Origin of the sequence: Agrobacterium sp. CNPSo 3708 (genome assembly GCF_028674915.1) — a bacterium.
Taxonomy (GTDB): Bacteria; Pseudomonadota; Alphaproteobacteria; order Rhizobiales; family Rhizobiaceae; genus Agrobacterium; species Agrobacterium cavarae.
Genome location: NZ_JAQZSF010000007.1, coordinates 164,476 through 181,373, shown reverse-complemented (window position 1 = coordinate 181,373; position 16,898 = coordinate 164,476). Strand labels below are relative to the sequence as shown.

At 60.1% G+C, this 16,898-nt stretch carries 16 protein-coding genes and 2 riboswitches; of the genes, 12 read left to right on the top strand and 4 right to left on the bottom strand.

What is annotated here, in order from left to right:
• Positions 1–56 precede the first annotated feature (56 nt).
• A complete protein-coding gene (locus PVA19_RS16400; RefSeq protein ID WP_438371327.1) occupies positions 57–956 on the bottom strand; it encodes a polyprenyl synthetase family protein in 900 nt (299 codons plus the stop codon).
• A 252-nt stretch (positions 957–1,208) separates the two neighbouring features.
• Here PVA19_RS16400 and mtgA point away from each other — a divergent pair, with 252 nt between their 5' ends.
• Positions 1,209–1,856, top strand: coding sequence for a monofunctional biosynthetic peptidoglycan transglycosylase (gene mtgA, locus PVA19_RS16395; RefSeq protein WP_236769768.1), 648 nt, complete (start codon positions 1,209–1,211; stop codon positions 1,854–1,856).
• Positions 1,857–1,862: 6 nt separating this feature from the next.
• On the opposite strand, the gene PVA19_RS16390 is transcribed toward mtgA, so the two are convergent.
• Together PVA19_RS16390 and metA are read right to left on the bottom strand one after the other, a co-directional pair.
• A complete protein-coding gene (locus PVA19_RS16390; RefSeq protein ID WP_274103448.1) occupies positions 1,863–2,888 on the bottom strand; it encodes an aldose epimerase family protein in 1,026 nt (341 codons plus the stop codon).
• A 96-nt stretch (positions 2,889–2,984) separates the two neighbouring features.
• Positions 2,985–3,911 carry a homoserine O-acetyltransferase MetA gene (gene metA / locus PVA19_RS16385; RefSeq protein ID WP_062424953.1) on the bottom strand — a complete coding sequence of 309 codons (927 nt, stop codon included), beginning with the start codon at positions 3,909–3,911 and terminating at the stop codon, positions 2,985–2,987.
• Positions 3,912–3,971: 60 nt separating this feature from the next.
• Positions 3,972–4,048, bottom strand: a riboswitch (SAM riboswitch).
• 90 nt (positions 4,049–4,138) lie between these two features.
• Between metA and PVA19_RS16380 the strand changes: the two genes are divergently transcribed.
• From PVA19_RS16380 to PVA19_RS16350, 7 genes are all read left to right on the top strand, one after another.
• Positions 4,139–4,789: a thiamine diphosphokinase gene (locus PVA19_RS16380; RefSeq protein ID WP_274103446.1), complete on the top strand. Its 651-nt coding sequence runs from the start codon at positions 4,139–4,141 to the stop codon at positions 4,787–4,789.
• Between the two features lie 4 nt (positions 4,790–4,793).
• Entirely contained in the window at positions 4,794–6,620 is a 1,827-nt protein-coding gene (locus tag PVA19_RS16375; RefSeq protein WP_274103445.1) for an ABC-F family ATP-binding cassette domain-containing protein, read from the top strand.
• A gap of 64 nt (positions 6,621–6,684) precedes the next feature.
• Complete coding sequence (locus tag PVA19_RS16370) at positions 6,685–7,077, top strand: VOC family protein (protein ID WP_062424950.1); 393 nt, start codon at positions 6,685–6,687, stop codon at positions 7,075–7,077.
• 50 nt (positions 7,078–7,127) lie between these two features.
• Positions 7,128–7,235, top strand: a riboswitch (TPP riboswitch).
• A gap of 38 nt (positions 7,236–7,273) precedes the next feature.
• A complete protein-coding gene (thiB, locus tag PVA19_RS16365) occupies positions 7,274–8,287 on the top strand; it encodes a thiamine ABC transporter substrate binding subunit (protein ID WP_274103444.1) in 1,014 nt (337 codons plus the stop codon).
• A gap of 18 nt (positions 8,288–8,305) precedes the next feature.
• Positions 8,306–9,931 (top strand): thiamine/thiamine pyrophosphate ABC transporter permease ThiP, encoded by a 1,626-nt coding sequence (gene thiP, locus PVA19_RS16360; RefSeq protein ID WP_274103443.1) that lies wholly within the window; start codon positions 8,306–8,308, stop codon positions 9,929–9,931.
• Positions 9,928–10,644, top strand: a complete 717-nt coding sequence (locus PVA19_RS16355; RefSeq protein ID WP_113267458.1) for a thiamine ABC transporter ATP-binding protein — start codon at positions 9,928–9,930, stop codon at positions 10,642–10,644. The genes thiP and PVA19_RS16355 overlap by 4 nt, the downstream gene beginning before the upstream one ends.
• A gap of 308 nt (positions 10,645–10,952) precedes the next feature.
• Complete coding sequence (locus PVA19_RS16350; RefSeq protein WP_062424969.1) at positions 10,953–12,431, top strand: M48 family metalloprotease; 1,479 nt, start codon at positions 10,953–10,955, stop codon at positions 12,429–12,431.
• A gap of 42 nt (positions 12,432–12,473) precedes the next feature.
• Here PVA19_RS16350 and PVA19_RS16345 read toward each other — a convergent pair whose 3' ends face one another.
• Complete coding sequence (locus tag PVA19_RS16345; RefSeq protein ID WP_274103610.1) at positions 12,474–13,547, bottom strand: MBL fold metallo-hydrolase; 1,074 nt, start codon at positions 13,545–13,547, stop codon at positions 12,474–12,476.
• 336 nt (positions 13,548–13,883) lie between these two features.
• On the opposite strand from PVA19_RS16345, the gene ffh reads away from it, so the two are divergent.
• From ffh to rimM, 4 genes are all read left to right on the top strand, one after another.
• Positions 13,884–15,452: a signal recognition particle protein gene (gene ffh / locus PVA19_RS16340; protein ID WP_274103441.1), complete on the top strand. Its 1,569-nt coding sequence runs from the start codon at positions 13,884–13,886 to the stop codon at positions 15,450–15,452.
• 8 nt (positions 15,453–15,460) lie between these two features.
• Positions 15,461–15,778 carry a chorismate mutase gene (locus PVA19_RS16335; protein ID WP_062444677.1) on the top strand — a complete coding sequence of 106 codons (318 nt, stop codon included), beginning with the start codon at positions 15,461–15,463 and terminating at the stop codon, positions 15,776–15,778.
• Positions 15,779–15,810: 32 nt separating this feature from the next.
• The gene (rpsP, locus tag PVA19_RS16330) at positions 15,811–16,188 is read left to right on the top strand and encodes a 30S ribosomal protein S16 (RefSeq protein ID WP_062424945.1); all 378 of its coding nucleotides are present in this window, start codon (positions 15,811–15,813) and stop codon (positions 16,186–16,188) included.
• Positions 16,189–16,322: 134 nt separating this feature from the next.
• Positions 16,323–16,898 carry a ribosome maturation factor RimM gene (rimM, locus tag PVA19_RS16325; protein ID WP_062424944.1) on the top strand — a complete coding sequence of 192 codons (576 nt, stop codon included), beginning with the start codon at positions 16,323–16,325 and terminating at the stop codon, positions 16,896–16,898.

The following is a 16,898-nucleotide window of genomic DNA, read 5'->3' as shown; positions in this document are numbered from 1 at the left end:
GCCCTTTTTGTTGTGGCTGTGGAGATAGTGGGCAAGTGTGAGAGACGCTTACGCTCTCAGCTCTTTCGCTCAGCTATAAAGCGTGCCGCTTCCACCAGGATCTCCGCCTTGTCGCCATAGGGCGCGAGCAGGTTTGCGGCATCGTGTACCTGCTCCTGAAGTTTTTCGCGTGCCCAGTCTTCGCCACGCAGTGCCACCAGCGTGCCTTTGCCGCGCGCGGCGTCCTTACCGGTGGCCTTGCCCATCGTGGCGGCGTCGGAGGTGAGATCGAGGAGATCGTCAGCAAGCTGGAAGGCGAGGCCGATCTTTTCGCCGAAGCGGCGCAGCGTCTGGCGGTGAGAGGCATCGTTTCCGGCAATGATCGCACCGGCCTCACAGGCAAAGCGCAGCAGCGCACCGGTCTTCATCGCCTGCAAAGTCACGATGCCCTGTTCGTCCGGTGCCTGTTTTTCTGCCGCCAGATCGAGCGCCTGACCGCCTGCCATGCCGCCAATGCCTGCGGCGCGTGCCAGTGCGAGCACGAGGGCTGTCTTTTGATCGCCTGTCAGCGGCGTTTCCGGGCTTGCGATGATGTCGAAGGCAAGGGTGAGCAGGCTATCGCCCGCAAGGATCGCGGTCGCCTCGTCGAACTTTTTGTGCACTGTCGGCTGGCCGCGACGCAGGTCGTCGTCATCCATGGCGGGAAGATCATCATGCACCAGCGAATAGCAGTGGAGGCATTCCAGTGCGGCGCCCACACGCTGGGCCGCAGCCTCATTGCCGCCGAGCAGCTGTGCCGTCTCAATGACGAGGAAGGGCCGCAGGCGCTTGCCGCCGTTCAGCACGCCGTGGCGCATGGCGTCCAGCAGGTTTGCGGGCCGTGCGATTTCGTCGTCACCGACTGCGCCTGTCAGAAGCTCTGCCAGCAGTTTTTCCGTGCTCGCCGCGTTATCGCGCAGCCTGTTTTCGAATGTCATTGCGCTGCTTCCTTCCATCTCGCGGCTGTTTCGCATGGGGGAAAAGGGCTGGCAAATGTTTTGTTGAAGGGGTGCGGAACTTCACCATCGTGAGTAGCCTTGATGGTGCGAGCGGAATATGAAAGGCTTGATCTGAACCAGCGGGGACGGGATGTGAGCAGTACGCCGGAAAGCGAAAGGGAGTACGAGGCGCTTCCCGACGAGGAGAGCAGGCCGAAGTTGGATATCAAGAACCTCGCCAAACGCGTCGGCATGTTCGTGCTGGCGCTGTTGATCCTGCCCTATCTGCTGATCCCTCTCTATGCGCTTCCCTTCATTCGTCCCGTCTCGACGCTGATGCTTGCCGATCTGGTGACCTTCCAGGGCTACGATCGGCAATGGGTGCCGCTTGAAGATATTTCTCCCCGCCTCATCCAGTCGGTAATGATGTCGGAAGACGGCCAGTTCTGTTTTCACCATGGCGTGGACTGGAACCAGATGCAGGATGTCGTCAACGACGCGCTGGAAGGCGAGGCGACACGTGGCGCCAGCACCATTCCGATGCAGACGGCCAAGAACCTATTTCTGTGGAACGGGCGATCCCTGATCCGCAAGGGTATGGAGCTTCCGCTTGCGCTCGTTTCCGACTTCGTCTGGTCGAAAAAGCGGATGATGGAGATCTATCTCAATATCGCAGAATGGGGCCCGGGCATTTACGGCATCGAGGCTGCAGCGCAATACCATTTCAAGGTGCCAGCCTCCAAGCTCACCTCTCGCCAGGCTGCACTTCTGGCCGTGTCCTTGCCAAACCCGATCGATCGCAATGCCAGCAAGCCCGGTCGCGGCATGCAGCGTCTTGCGGGGTTGATCGAGCGCCGGGCCAGAGGCTCCGGCGCTTATGTGGGCTGCGTGCTGGACTGACCTGCTTCAGCCCTTCGTGAAGATGTAATCCGTTTCCTGCCGCAGCGTTTCGCCGGGGCGAAGGATCGCCTTGGGGAAGCCCTCGTGATTGACGGCGTCCGGCCAGATCTGGGTTTCCAGGCAGAAGCCGGCAAAGGGGCCGTAGTGGCGGCCATCGTGGCCCGGAACGGCGGTGTTCAGCTTGAAGCCGGAATAGAACTGCACGCCGGGTTCCGTGGTGTGGACTTCCAGCGAAATGCCGGAGGCCGGAGCGCGAACATGCGCCACCTTGCGCTTGGCGACACGCTCTGCGGACAGGCAGAAATTGTGGTCGTAAAGCACCTGTTCGCCCTTGTCGTCCTTCAGGCTCATCGGCGTCGGCTGGCGCAGATCGAACACCGTTCCAGAGACAGGGCGAATTTCGCCGGTCGGGATCTGGCGCTCATCGGTCGGCAGATAGTGATCGGCGGCTATTTCGATCTCGTGGTCGAGCGCGGTTTCGGCGCCGTCGAGATTGAAATAGGAATGCTGGCAGACGTTGGCGATGGTCGGCAGATCGGTCGTCGTTTCATAGAGAACCGAAAGAACGCCGCCTTCGCGGATGGTGTAGGTTGCCGTCATCGTGCAGTTGCCGGGATAGCCGGCGCGACCATTCGGATCGATGATCTGCAGAATGACATGGCTTGGCCCGTGCTCCATGATCAGCCAGTTGCGCTTGCCCGTGCCGTCGCTGCCGCCATGAAGATGGCTGACGCCCTTTTCGTTGAGCTCCAGCTGATAGTCCTTGCCGTCGATCGAGAATGTGCCGCCACCGATGCGGTTGGCATTTCGGCCAGGCGTCGCACCAAAGTAGGAGGAGTATTTTGGGTAGTCGTCAAAGGCGTCGAAGCCGAGCACCAGCGGCGGCTGATGACCGTCAAGGCGCAGATCCTGGATGACCGCACCCCAGGTCATCACCTTGGCGGTCAGGCCGTCGGCGGAAATCGTCACCCGCTCGACCTTTTCGCCAGTGGCCGTAATGCCGAAATTCTCCCGTGCGCCTGCTTCGCTCATCCCGAATTCTCCCTGTCGCTTGCGATTTGCGCCGGACGTTGCGTCATTTTGGCGTCTGGCGCAACGCCGGCATGTCAAATTCTTGGAGGCTCCTGATCAACGGGTCGTCGTGCCGATCTCGGCCAGTTCGTAAGGTGTGGTCTGGTAGATCTCGTTGATCCAGTTGCCGAAGAACAGATGGGCGTGGCTGCGCCAACGGTTGAGCGGGGTTAGCGCCGGGTCGTTATGCGGGAAGTAGTCATGCGGCAGCTTGATCGGCACGCCGGAATTCACGTCGCGGAAATATTCGTCTCCCAGCGAGGTGGAGTCATATTCCACGTGGTTGAACATATAGAGACGCTTGCCGCGCTTCTCATGCACCAGGCACACGCCCATCTCCTCGGACTCCATCAGGATTTCGAGGTCGGGATGCTTCTCGATATCGGCGCGGCGCACCTCCGTCCAGCGGGACACCGGCACCTGGAAGTCGTCGGAGAAGCCGTTGAGGTAGATGGAGGCCGGGCAGAGGTTGCGGTGACGATAAACGCCGAAGGCCTTCTCCTTCAATTCGTGCTTCGGCACGCCATGAAAATGGTAGATCGCCGCCATCGCACCCCAGCAGACATTCAGCGTCGAATGCACATTGGTCTCCGTCCAGTCGAAGATCTTCTTCATCTCTTCCCAGTAGGTCACGTCCTCATAAGCAAGCGTCTCGACTGGAGCACCGGTGATGATGAAGCCGTCGAACTTGCGGTGACGCACCTCTTCCCACGTCTCGTAGAAGGAGAGCAGGTGTTCTTCCGGCGTGTTCTTGGCGCGGTGTCCGCCGATGCGCACCAGCGACAGTTCCACCTGCAGTGGCGAGGCGCCGACAAGGCGGGCCATCTGGATTTCGGTCTTGATCTTGTTCGGCATGAGGTTCAGGAGCCCGATCTGGAGCGGGCGGATATCCTGACGGATCGCCATGGTCTCGGTCATCACCCGCACGCCCTCATTCACGAGGGTTTCGAAGGCGGGCAGCGTATCGGGAATCTTGATGGGCATCGCGAACTCTCACGTCCAAAACAAAAAACCGGCAGCGAAATCGCAACCGGTCCTCGGAAATTGCCTGTTTCCTCGACCCTTTAGCGACTTCTTTAAAGTGGCTGCAAGCCGGTCGGCAAATCACCACTGGGGGCTGTCATAATCCCGTCCGGCCGAAAAATCAATATCGCCGCCCTCTGCAGCGTTTCCGCCTTTCCTTGGGACAAGGTTTCGCGATAAGGCAGGGCATGAGATCGGATCACTTCACCATTCTGCTGGGCGGCGATATCGCGGTAACGGATCGCCTGCAAAAGGCGGTTGCCGGATCGCGCGTGATTGCCGCCGATAGCGGTATGAAACATGCCAGGCCGCTCGCTCTCACCCCTGAGCTGTGGGTGGGCGATTTCGATTCCGCCGATGCGGCGCTTGTCGACGAATGGCCGGATGTGCCGCAACAGCCATTTCCAGCTGCCAAGGGCGAGACGGATGGCGAGATTGCCGTTTCCGAGGCTTTGGCGCGGGGCGCGAAGCGTCTCACGCTGGTCGGCGCGCTGGCGGGCGAACGATCCGACCATGCGCAGTTTCATCTGCTCTATGCTGTGGCTCTGGCGGAACGCGGCTTCGAGGTGGTGCTGACGTCTGGTGAGGAAGAAGCTTTTCCGCTGCTTGCCGGCGATTTGGCGCTCGATCTGCCTCGGGGCTCGCTGTTTTCGGTTGCCGGTTTTACAGCCCTTTCGGGTCTCGATATCGAGAACGCCCGTTATCCCCTCAACGATTTTGCGCTTGCCTTCGGCTCGTCGCGCACTATGTCCAACGTGGCTGAGGGCGAAATTCGCCTTCGCCTCAAAAGCGGCAAGGCGATCGTGCTTGCCCGTCCCTACGATCTGACCGGAGCCTGATGCCTTGGCACCCCCCATTCTGAAACTCGACGATATCAAGCTGACCTTTGGCGTGACGCCACTTCTGGATGGCGCCAACCTGCAGGTGGAGCCGGGCGATCGTATCTGCCTCGTCGGTCGAAACGGGTCGGGCAAGTCGACGCTGATGAAGATCGCCGCCGGTCTCGTCGAAGCGCAGTCGGGCGAGGTCTTTCGTCATCCCTCCGCGACGATCCGCTATCTGGAGCAGGCGCCGGATTTCGGCGCCTACGACACCGTACAGGCCTATGCCGAATCCGGCCTTGGACCGGGCGACGATCCCTATCGGGTCAGCTATCTGCTGGAACATTTGGGTCTGACCGGCCAGGAAAATCCGTCGAGCCTTTCCGGTGGCGAAGCGCGTCGTGCCGCACTTGCCCGTGTCATGGCGCCGGAGCCCGACATCCTGATGCTGGACGAGCCGACCAACCATCTGGATCTTCCGACCATCGAATGGCTGGAAAGCGAATTGCAGCAGACGCGAAGCGCGCTCGTCCTCATCTCGCACGACCGCCGCTTCCTCGAGAAGGTGTCGACCGCCACCGTCTGGCTTGATCGCGGCCAGTCGCGTCGTCTCAGCCGTGGCTTTGGCTACTTCGAGGAATGGCGCGACAAGGTGCTGGAAGAGGAAGAGCTGGAGCAGCACAAGCTCGGCAAGGCGATCGAGCGCGAAGAGCACTGGATGCGCTACGGCGTGACGGCACGCCGCAAGCGCAACATGCGCCGCGTGGGAGAACTGCGTGACATGCGTGCGGCCTATCGCGGCCACAAGGGTCCGCAGGGCTCCGTGCAGGCAACGGCCGTGGAAGCGCGCGAATCCGGCAAGCTGGTGATCGAGGCCGAGGCCATCACCAAGTCCTATGGCGATCGCACCATCATCGCGCCCTTTTCGCTGCGCGTGCATCGCGGCGATTGCATCGGTCTCGTCGGGCCGAATGGCGCGGGCAAGACCACGCTTCTCAAGATGCTGACCGGTGAGTTGGCGCCTGACAGCGGCACGGTGAAACTCGGCACCAATCTGGAAATCGCCACACTCGACCAGAAGCGTGAGGACCTCAATCCCAACGATACGCTGGCGCATTACCTGACCGATGGTCGCGGCGAGAGCCTGCTGGTCAATGGCGAGCAGAAGCATGTGACCGGCTATATGAAGGACTTTCTGTTCCAGCCGGAACAGGCCCGCACGCCAATCCGCAATCTGTCTGGTGGTGAGCGCGCGCGTCTCATTCTGGCGCGGATCCTGGCAAGACCGACAAACCTACTGATCCTTGATGAGCCGACGAACGATCTCGATATCGAGACCCTCGATCTGCTTCAGGAAATCGTCGCTGGCTTTTCCGGCACCGTCATTCTCGTCAGCCACGACCGTGACTTCCTCGACCGCACGGTGACCTCAACGATCGCGCCTGCCAACCCGGATGCGCCGGACGGCCGCTGGATCGAATATGCCGGCGGCTATTCGGACATGATGGCGCAGCGCAAGGGCGCGGCCGAAGACAAGAAGCGTTCGGAAAAGCAGGAAAAGGCGAAGGCCTCTGCAAGTACAGCGACCAGTGCCGAGCCTTCCAAGGCCAAGGGCAAGCTCTCCTTCAAGCAGAAGTTCGCGCTGGAAAACCTGCCGAAGGAAATGGAAAAGCTGCAGGGCGAGATCGCCAAGCGCGAAGAGCGCATGGCCGATCCGCAGCTCTTTGCCAAGGACCCGGCTGCTTTCAACAAGCTGGCGGACGAGATGGCGGAGCTTCGCGAAAAGCTGGACGCCATGGAGGAGGAATGGCTTGAGCTTGAGATGCTGCGCGAAGAGATGGAAGGCTAGCCCACACCATCTTTGACAGCTCATCAAATATGCGGTTCTCTATCCAAAACGGAGGAGCCCCACCATGCGCATGATCTTCGTCAATCTGCCGGTGAAGAATATCGAGACATCGAAAGCCTTCTTCACCGCGCTCGGCTTCAGCTTCAATCCGGAATATTCCGATGAGCGAACGCTGTGCATGATCGTCGAAAAGAACATCTTCGTCATGCTGCTTCAGGAAGAACGCTTCCGCGATTTCATCAATGGCGAGATCGCCGATGCCAATCGCGGCACGGAGGTGCTGACCTGCCTTTCGGCGTCCAGTCGCGAGGAGATCGACAGCATGCTGAAAACAGCGCTGTCTTCCGGTGGGCGCGAGTGGAAACCGGTGCAGGATCACGGCTTCATGTATGCCGCAAGCTTTCAGGATCCCGATGGCCATGTCTGGGAACTGGTTTACATGACGGAGCAGGCATAGGCGCGCGGCGTCACGTCTTGCCAATAACCGATTGTGTCATTACATCTTTTCTCGCTCTAACGGGGTGCTTTGTCGAAAAGACAAGGCTGAGAGGCGTTCGCCAACCCGAAGAACCTGATCCGGTTAACACCGGCGGAGGGATTAGACGGCTTCCATCCAGACGCCTATTCCCGTAACCCATTCGAGAAGGTGTCTGATGTATCGTCGTTTTCTGCTGTCCGGCCTCGTCGCCGTATCCTTCCTCCTGCCAAGCCTTGGCGCTGCGCAGGATAAAAAGGTTCTCACCGTCTACACCTATGAAAGCTTCGTCTCCGAATGGGGTCCCGGTCCCAAGGTGAAGGCGGCGTTCGAGAAGACCTGCGATTGCACCGTCAGTTTCGTCGGCGTCGCCGATGGTGTGGCGCTGCTCAATCGCCTGAAGCTGGAAGGTACAAGCTCCAACGCGGATGTCGTGGTCGGTCTCGATACCAACCTCATTGCCGAAGCCAAGGACACCGGGCTCTTCGAAGCATCGGGCATCGACGCCTCCGCAGCAAAGGTGCCGGGCGGCTTCAAGGACGATGTCTTCGTTCCCTATGATTACGGCCACTTTGCCGTCGTCTACGACACCCAGACGCTGAAGAACCCGCCAAAAAGCCTGAAGGAACTGGTCGAGGGCGACCCGTCGCAGAAGATCGCCATTCAGGATCCGCGGACATCGACGCCGGGTCTCGGCTTGCTGCTCTGGGTCAAGTCGGTCTATGGCGACAAGGCGCCGGAAGCCTGGGCGAAGCTCAAGGATCGCGTGCTGACGGTGACGCCGGGCTGGTCGGAGTCCTACGGACTCTTTACCAAGGGCGAAGTGCCGATGGTGCTTTCCTATACCACATCGCCCGCCTATCACATGGTGGCCGAGCACAGCGAGCGCTATCAGGCTGCAAGCTTCGAGGAAGGCCATTACATTCAGATCGAAGTCGCCGGTTTGTTGAAGAACGCGCCGGAGAAGGAGCTTGGCAAGACGTTCCTTTCCTTCATCCTGACGCCAGGCTTCCAGGATGCCATTCCGGAAAACAACTGGATGATGCCGGTCACCGCCACGTCGCAGCCGCTGCCGGATGCCTTCAACAAGCTGGTCCAGCCGACCAAGACCTTCCTGATGTCGCCGGAAGAGGTGGCGAAGAACCGCAAGGCCTGGATCGATGAGTGGCTGACCGCGATGAGCGTGAAGTAATCTCACGCGACCCCGCCCGTGATTGCGCGCAGCGACAGAAGACGGTTCCTGATCAGTGGCATGGCGGCTTTTTCCGCCGTGTTGCTCTTCATCGGCCTTGCGGTCGTAGCGCTTCTTTCCTTCGATACACAGGCGGCGTCGAACGCCCTCTTCGATACTTATACACTGCGCATTCTCCGCTTCACGCTCTGGCAGGCGACGCTCTCCACCGTTCTTTCGGTGGCGCTCGGTCCACCGGTCGCACTGGCGCTGGCACGCCAGAGGGATTTTCCCGGCCGTATCTGGATCATCCGGCTGATGGCGGTGCCGATGGGTCTGCCCGTGATCGTCGGCGCGCTTGGGCTGATTGCCATCTGGGGCAGGCAGGGGCTGCTCAACGCAGCACTTCTCTCTGCGGGCGCAGAGCAGCCTTTCAGCATCTACGGCCTTTCCGGCATTCTCATTGCCCATGTCTTCTTCAACCTGCCGCTTGCCGTGCGCTTCTTCCTGGCGGGGCTGGAAAGAATGCCCGGCGAATATTGGCGCATGAGTGCCGTGCTCGGCATGAATTCTCTCTCCACGTTCTGCTTCATCGAATGGCCGGTGGTACGGCGGCTCGTACCGGGTGTAGCGGGCCTGATCTTCATGCTCTGCGCCACGAGCTTCACGCTTGTCCTGCTGCTCGGCGGCGGTCCGGCTGCGACGACCGTTGAGGTGGCGATCTATCAGGCGCTCCGCTTCGATTTCGATCCGCCACGCGCCATAGCACTCTCGCTCATGCAGATTGCGATGACCGGCCTGCTTCTCATCTTGCTCTCGTTTCTGCCGGGTGCGGAAGCGGAGGGTCAGACGCACGGCCAGACGGTTCGTCGTTTCGATGCCGCTCGCCCGTTGGCGCGTCTTTGGGATGGGCTTGTCATTGTTCTTGCGATGCTGCTGGTCGGGTCGCCGCTCGTCGCCGTCGCGGCCTCCGGATTGACTGCGGATCTGTGGCGTCTTTTGAGCGCCGAGATATTTCGGCGCGCAGCCATCACCAGCCTGTCGATCGCACTTTTCTCGGCAACGCTCTCGGTTCTGGTCTCCGTGGCGCTCATCCGGGCGCGCCAGGTGGTTGCGGACGACAATGCACCGTCGTGGGGTGCAAGGCTTATCGCGGCGACTTTTGGTGGCGGCGCTTCGATGGTGCTTCTGGTGCCACCCGTCGTGCTGGGCAGTGGCTGGTTTCTGCTGTTGCGCCCCTTTGGCGATGTGTCCCTCTTCGCGCCATTCCTCGTGGCGCTCATCAACATGCTGATGGCCTTGCCCTTTGCCATGCGCGTTCTCGAACCCGCCTTCACGACCCATCAGGCAAGAACCGAAAAACTGGTCTCAAGCCTAGGTCTCACAGGCTTTTCCCGTTTTCGCCTTGTCGATCTTCCGGTCCTGTGGCGCGCCTTCGCCATGGCCTTTTCCTTTGCCATGGCACTGTCGCTTGGCGATCTCGGAGCCGTGGCCCTTTTCGGCTCGGAACGCTTCGTGACCTTGCCGTGGCTCGTCTACAGCAATATGGGCAGCTACCGGACCAATGATGCGGCGGGCTATGCCTTCATCCTAGGCGTCATTTGCCTCATCCTCGCAGCAGGTGGCGTGTCGCGCCAATCCGAGAGAGCGAAAGCAGCGACATGAAGAGTGATCAGGCAAAGGTTACGCTGGAACAGGTCTCGCTGCAGCTTGGACAGCAGCACTTCTGCTTCGACACGTCCTTCGAGGAAGCGAAGGTGACCGCGGTCGTCGGTCCTTCCGGTTCGGGCAAGTCGACGCTTCTCAACCTCGTCGCAGGTTTTGAAAAGCCGACAGGTGGTCGCGTGCTGATCGGGGCCGAAGACATGGGTGGACGCGATCCGGCGGAAAGGCCGATCTCGCTGATCTTCCAGGACAACAACCTCTTCGCCCATCTCGACATCGCCACCAATATCGGCCTCGGGATCAACCCATCGCTTCGCCTTACACAGGAAGACAAGGCAAGGATTGCGTCAGCTCTTGAACGGGTGGGGCTTGCGGGTTTCGAAAAGCGGCTGCCCTCCAGCATGTCCGGTGGTGAACGCCAGCGTGCAGCACTTGCGCGTGCACTGGTTCGTCAGCGCGCGGTCATGCTGCTGGACGAACCCTTTGCAGCGCTGGATCCCGGCTTGCGCGCCGGAATGGCGGGGCTGTTGAAAGAGCTGCAATCGGAGAACGGCAACACGGTTCTCCTCGTCACCCATCACCCGGACGATATTCGCCGTCTTGCTGACGCGGTGGTTTTTCTGTCGGATGGCAAGATCCTGTTTCAGGGCGCGACGGAGGCCTTCTTTTCCGCCACAGACATTCCCGAGGTCGGAGCCTTCCTCCAGAAGTAGTGCGGGGACGTGCCACAATTTGGACGCGGCGCAATGTCAATCCTGCAAATAGACAGTGAAGGTGCGTATTTTTTGCACTTGCCAATCAGGCTCAACTATTTGAGACATATATAGAGAACGTCTTTTGTCAGGGTCTTTCCGCAGCATAGATCGTTTTTGGGATCGTTTTGGATGTTCAGGCATTCTGGTGCCTGTGGGGTTTAAGCTGATATTCTGGTCTGCATATAACGGATGATCAGGAACGTTTGGAGCGGACTGGCAGGATGATGACGCGTGTGAAGGCCGTAAATGGCCGCTCCGGTCACGATATGGAAAAGCGGTCGATATCGCGGCGAGGCATCATAAGCCTCGGGGCTGCGGCATTGATGCTGTCCTCATGCCAGTCGCTGTTCAGCCCTGCCTATCAGTCCTCGCTGAAGCCTTCCGACAATCCGCAGACAGTCGAAGAGGTGCAGAAGAACGATCCGCGTGCACAGATGGGTGCGCGTGAGCATCCGCGCATCGTCGCAAGCTATGGCGGCGAATATCACGACGAGAAGACCGAGCGTCTGGTCGCCCGCATCACCGGCGCGTTGACGGCAGTGTCGGAAAATCCTCAGCAGTCCTATCGCATCACCATTTTGAATTCGCCGGCCATCAATGCTTTCGCGCTGCCGGGCGGCTATCTTTACGTCACGCGCGGTCTTCTGGCGCTTGCCAATGACGCCTCGGAAGTGGCGGCGGTGCTGTCGCATGAAATGGGCCACGTCACAGCCAATCACGGCATCGAGCGTCAACGCCGCGAAGAAGCGGAAGTGATTGCCAGCCGCGTCGTGGCGGAGGTTCTGTCCAGCGATCTCGCCGGCAAGCAGGCGCTTGCACGCGGCAAGCTTCGTCTTGCGGCATTCTCGCGCCAGCAGGAATTGCAGGCGGACGTGATCGGCGTGCGGATGCTGGGTGAGGCGGGCTACGATCCTTACGCCTCGCCACGCTTCCTTGATTCCATGGCGGCCTATGCGCGCTTTACCTCGGCCGATCCCGATAGCGATCAGAGTCTCGACTTCCTCTCGAGCCACCCGAATACGCCGCAGCGTATCGAACTGGCCAAGCGCCATGCGCGCGCCTTCGGTCAGGAAGGCCAGGTCGGCGACAAGGGCCGCGACTGGTTCCTCACCGGCATCGATGGATTGCTCTACGGCGACAGCCCGCAGGAGGGTTATGTCCGCGGCAACACCTTCCTGCATGGCAATCTCGGCATTCGTTTCGATGTGCCGGAAGGCTTCCAGATCGACAACAAGGTCGAGGCGGTTTTGGCAACTGGCCCGGGTGATATGGCAATCCGCTTCGATGGCGTTGCCGATCCGAAGCAGACCAGCCTGCCCAATTACCTGACGAGCGGCTGGGTGGCCGGCCTGTTGCCGGACACGGTGCGGGAAATACAGGTCAACGGTCTGCCCGCTGCAACAGCGCGCGCCAGCGCCGACAAGTGGGATTTCGATGTCACCGTCATTCGTGTCGGCGACCAGATTTTCCGTTTCCTGACTGCCGTGCCGAAGGGCAGCGCGCAGCTGGAGACGGTGGCGAACCTCCTGCGCTCCAGCTTCCGCAAGATGACGCCTGCGGAAATCTCTGCACTGAAGCCGCTTCGCGTGCGTGTCGTTACCGTCAAGCCGGGCGAAACGGTCGCCTCGCTTGCCGCACGGATGATGGGCACGGATCGCAAGCTGGAACTCTTCCGCGTCTTAAATGCGCTGAGCACCACCGCCGCGATAGAGCCGGGGCAGCGGGTCAAGATCATTTCGGAATAAGCAGGGCGCTGTCCGGCAACGCCCTCATTTACCCACTTCCGTTCAAACCATCGGAACGTCGAACACTTCGCCCGGGCGCATCGGGCGGAAGTTTTCACGCGCGACGTTTTTATCCTTCATGGCCGCTTCGAGCGCGATGATCGGTGCATCGATCGCTTCATCGGTCAGTTGCACCGTGCCCCAATGGTGGCCGCAGGCATAAGTGGCGTTGCAGATCTTCATGCCTTCCACAGCCTCCGCCGGATTTTGGTGCTGGCCCTTCATGAACCAGCGCGGCTCATAGGCACCGAAGGGCAGGTTGGCGAGGCGGAAGCTGCCATGCTTCTTGGCGGCAGCGTGGTAGTTCAGCCCGCTGTGAAAGCCGGTATCGCCGATATGGTAGATCTTGCCGCCGGGCGTCTCGATGACGAAGGCGGCCCAGAGCGCCATGCGCCTGTCGTTCAACCCGCGTGCGGACCAGTGGTGGCAGGGCTCGAAATGGACTTTGACGTCGGGGCTGACGGCAATCGCATCGCCCCAGTCTCCCACCGAAATCTTCGCTGCCTGCACCTTGGTGTGGATGATCGCGTCGTTACCGAGCGGCGTGACGAAAAGCGGCTTGTGCTCGACATGCAGCCTATGCAGCGTGTCGAGATCGAGATGGTCATAATGATTATGGGTGACGAGAACGAGATCGATCGGCGGCAGGTCCTCGAAGCGGATGCCGGGCGGGTTGACGCGCTTTGGTCCTACAAAGCTGAACGGACTTGTGCGCTCCGACCATACCGGATCGACCAGAATATTCAGCCCCGCCGTCTGAATGAGGAACGAAGCGTGGCCAACAAAGGTGACGCGCAGATCTTTTCCTTCGACGCGGGCATCTGGTTTCGCGGTCGGATAGGGGCTTGGATAGTTCTCCGGCCACTGAGCTCTCTGGCCGTTGAAGCGCCATTTCATCAGGTCGCTAAAACCATTCGGCTGCTCCCCATTGGGATTGAAGAACCGCGTGCCGTCGAAATGATCGGAGGCAGGGCCCTTGTAATAAGCGCTGGCATAGGAACGGCTGGCAAAAATGCCGCCGCTTGCAAGCAGCAGGCCACCAATGGCGGAGAGGCGAAAGAAGTTTCGACGGTTCATAATATTAGCTATAGGAAGCGCACCGATAAACAACAAGCGTCTGACCCGTAGAAGAAGCGCCTTGAAGGCGACAAATTGACGGCGCTTCGGCCAAAACTGCGGACTTGCCTTGACTTTGGCGCGCATTTCCTGTTTATCCCGCCGCATCAGCTGGCAGTTTCAAGACTCCAAGCCGCCGACCGGGACCCGTCAAGGTATAAAGAGATCCCGGAGGTCAACACCCGACAGCGCGACGCGCCCTCGGGTGCTTTTTGGCTTTGCCCATTTCCGGGCGTCTTGTTTTTGCCAGCAAAAGCACCGACGTTTCGGGAAACCGAAACGAAGAAGGATGAAACGATGTTTGAAAACCTCCAGGACCGCCTTGGCTCCATTTTGAATGGACTGACCGGCCGTGGCTCGCTTTCGGAAGCCGATGTTTCCGCAGCGCTGCGTGAGGTTCGCCGTGCGCTTCTGGAAGCGGACGTGGCGCTGGAAGTCGTTCGTACCTTCACCGAAAAGGTGCGTGAAAAGGCGGTTGGCGCCTCGGTTCTGAAATCCATCAAGCCCGGCCAGATGGTCGTCAAGATCGTCCATGACGAGCTAGTCGAAATGCTGGGTTCGGAAGGTGTTTCGGTCGATCTGCATGCGCCGGCACCCGTCGTCATCATGATGGTGGGTCTGCAGGGTTCGGGTAAGACCACCACCACCGGCAAGATTGCCAAGCGTCTGACGGATCGCGAGAAGAAGAAGGTGCTGATGGCATCTCTCGACACGCGCCGCCCCGCCGCCCAGGAACAGCTGCGCCAGCTCGGCGTGCAGACCGGCATCGACACGCTGCCGATCGTTGCCGGCCAGTCGCCGACCGATATCGCCTCGCGCGCGGTCCAGGCGGCCAAGCTTGGCGGCCATGATGTCGTGATTCTCGATACCGCCGGCCGTACCCACATCGACGAGCCGTTGATGCTGGAAATGGCTGACATCAAGAAGAAGGCCAATCCGCACGAAATCCTGCTGGTTGCCGACAGCCTGACCGGTCAGGACGCCGTCAATCTGGCGCGCAATTTCGATGAACGTGTCGGCATTACCGGCCTCGTTCTGACCCGTATGGACGGCGATGGCCGCGGCGGTGCAGCGCTTTCCATGCGTGCCGTCACCGGCAAGCCGATCAAGCTCATCGGTACCGGCGAGCGGATGAACGAACTGGATGAGTTTCATCCACGCCGTATCGCAGACCGCATTCTCGGCATGGGCGATATCGTTTCGCTGGTCGAAAAGGCTGCAGAGAATATCGATGCGGAAAAAGCCCGCGCCATGGCCGAGAAGATGGCCAAGGGCAAGTTCGACCTCAACGATCTGGCCGACCAGCTGCGCCAAATGCAGAAGATGGGCGGCATGGGCGGCATCATGGGTCTGATGCCCGGCATGGCGGGCATGAAGGACAAGATGGCGTCTGCCGGTTTGAACGACAAGATGTTCGACCGTCAGCTGGCAATCATCTCCTCGATGACCAAGGCTGAGCGCGCCAACCCGGATATTCTCAAACACAGCCGCAAGAAGCGCATTGCTGCCGGTTCCGGCACGGATGCTGCCGAAATCAACAAGTTGCTCAAGATGCATCGCGGCATGGCCGACATGATGAAAGCCATGGGCGGCAAGGGCAAAGGCGGCATCATGAAGCAGATGATGGGCGGTCTGGCCGGCAAGATGGGTCTCGGCGGCATGGGCGGCATGCCTGATCTCGCCAATATGGACCCCAAGCAGCTTGAAGCGCTGCAGAAGCAGGCGGAAGCCGCAGGTCTTGGCAAGCCGGGCGCTCTGCCTCCGGGTCTTGGCGGCCTTCCAGGCGGATTGCCTGGTCTCGGTGGCAGCAAGCTGCCGGGTCTCGGCGGTCTTCCGAGTCTGCCCGGTTTTGGCAAGAAGAAGTGAGGCCATCGGTGACCACGACAGACGTCAAAGAAAAACTCGCTGAATACCGCCAGTCCATCGACAATGTCGATGCCGCACTGGTGCACATGCTGGCCGAACGCTTCCGCTGTACCAAGGCGGTGGGCGTGTTGAAGGCCACCTACGATTTGCCGCCGGCAGACCCGGCGCGCGAAGAATACCAGATCGAACGCCTGCGCCGCCTGGCCAAGGATGCCAATCTGGATCCGGATTTCGCCGAGAAGTTCTTGAACTTCATCATCAAGGAAGTCATCCGGCATCATGAAGCAATTGCTGCTGAACACAACGGCACAGAAAAGACCGCCTGACCGGCGGGCAAGCCATTATAAGGAGAACTCACATGGCACTGAAAATTCGTCTCGCACGCGGTGGTTCCAAGAAGCGCCCGTACTACCAGATCGTTGTTGCTGACGCCCGCAGCCCGCGCGACGGCCGCTTCCTCGAGAAGGTCGGTTCCTGGAACCCGATGCTTCCGAAGGACAACGCTGACCGCATCCAGATCAATGGCGACCTCGTCAAGGAATGGATCGCAAAGGGCGCACAGCCGACCGACCGCGTTCTGCGCTTCCTCGCAGAAGCCGGCATTGCGACGCGCGACGCGCGCAGCAACCCTGAAAAGGCAAAGCCAGGCAAGAAGGCTCTCGAGCGCGTTGCCGAGAAGAAGCAGAAGGCTGAAGACGCCGCTGCTGCTGCCGCTGAAGCTGCTGCTGCAGAATAAGTTCGGTTTATGCCGATTGACGACGGGTGGTGCGGTTTCCGCGCCGCCCGTTTTCATGTTTAATCCCCACGGGCTTGGCGAGAGATCAGCCAGGCACTAAAAGATACGCGCAAAACGCGATAACGGACGGTTCAATGGCAAAGCTGGAAAACCCCATTCTCATGGCCAAGATTGGCGCAGCTCAAGGCTTGCGCGGCGAGGTGCGGGTCAGCTCCTATACCGACGATCCCATGGCGCTTGGCGATTACGGCAATCTTGTTGCCGCCGATGGGCGCGTGTTTGAAATTCTCGAAGTGCGCCAAGGCAAGAATGTCGTCATCGTGCGCTTTCGCGGCATCAACGACCGCAACGCCGCTGAAGCGCTGAACGGGCTTGAGCTGTTTGTCGATCGCGACAACCTGCCTGATGAGGACCTGGACGAGGACGAGTTCTTCTACACCGACCTCGAAGGTCTCGACGTGGTCGATGCCGAAGGCAAGAGCTATGGTTCGGTCAGTGCCGTCTATGATTTCGGCGCGGGCGACCTGCTTGAGCTGAAGGGTGCGGGACGTCGCCCGGCGCTCATCCCCTTTACCGAGGCTGCCGTTCTCGAAATCGATCTGGAAGGCGGAAAGATCCTGATCGATCCCTTTGCCGCCGGACTGATCGACAATCCGGAAGACGGCAAGGACGATCCCGAGCATCCGATTTTCGGCAAGGGCAAGAAGTAA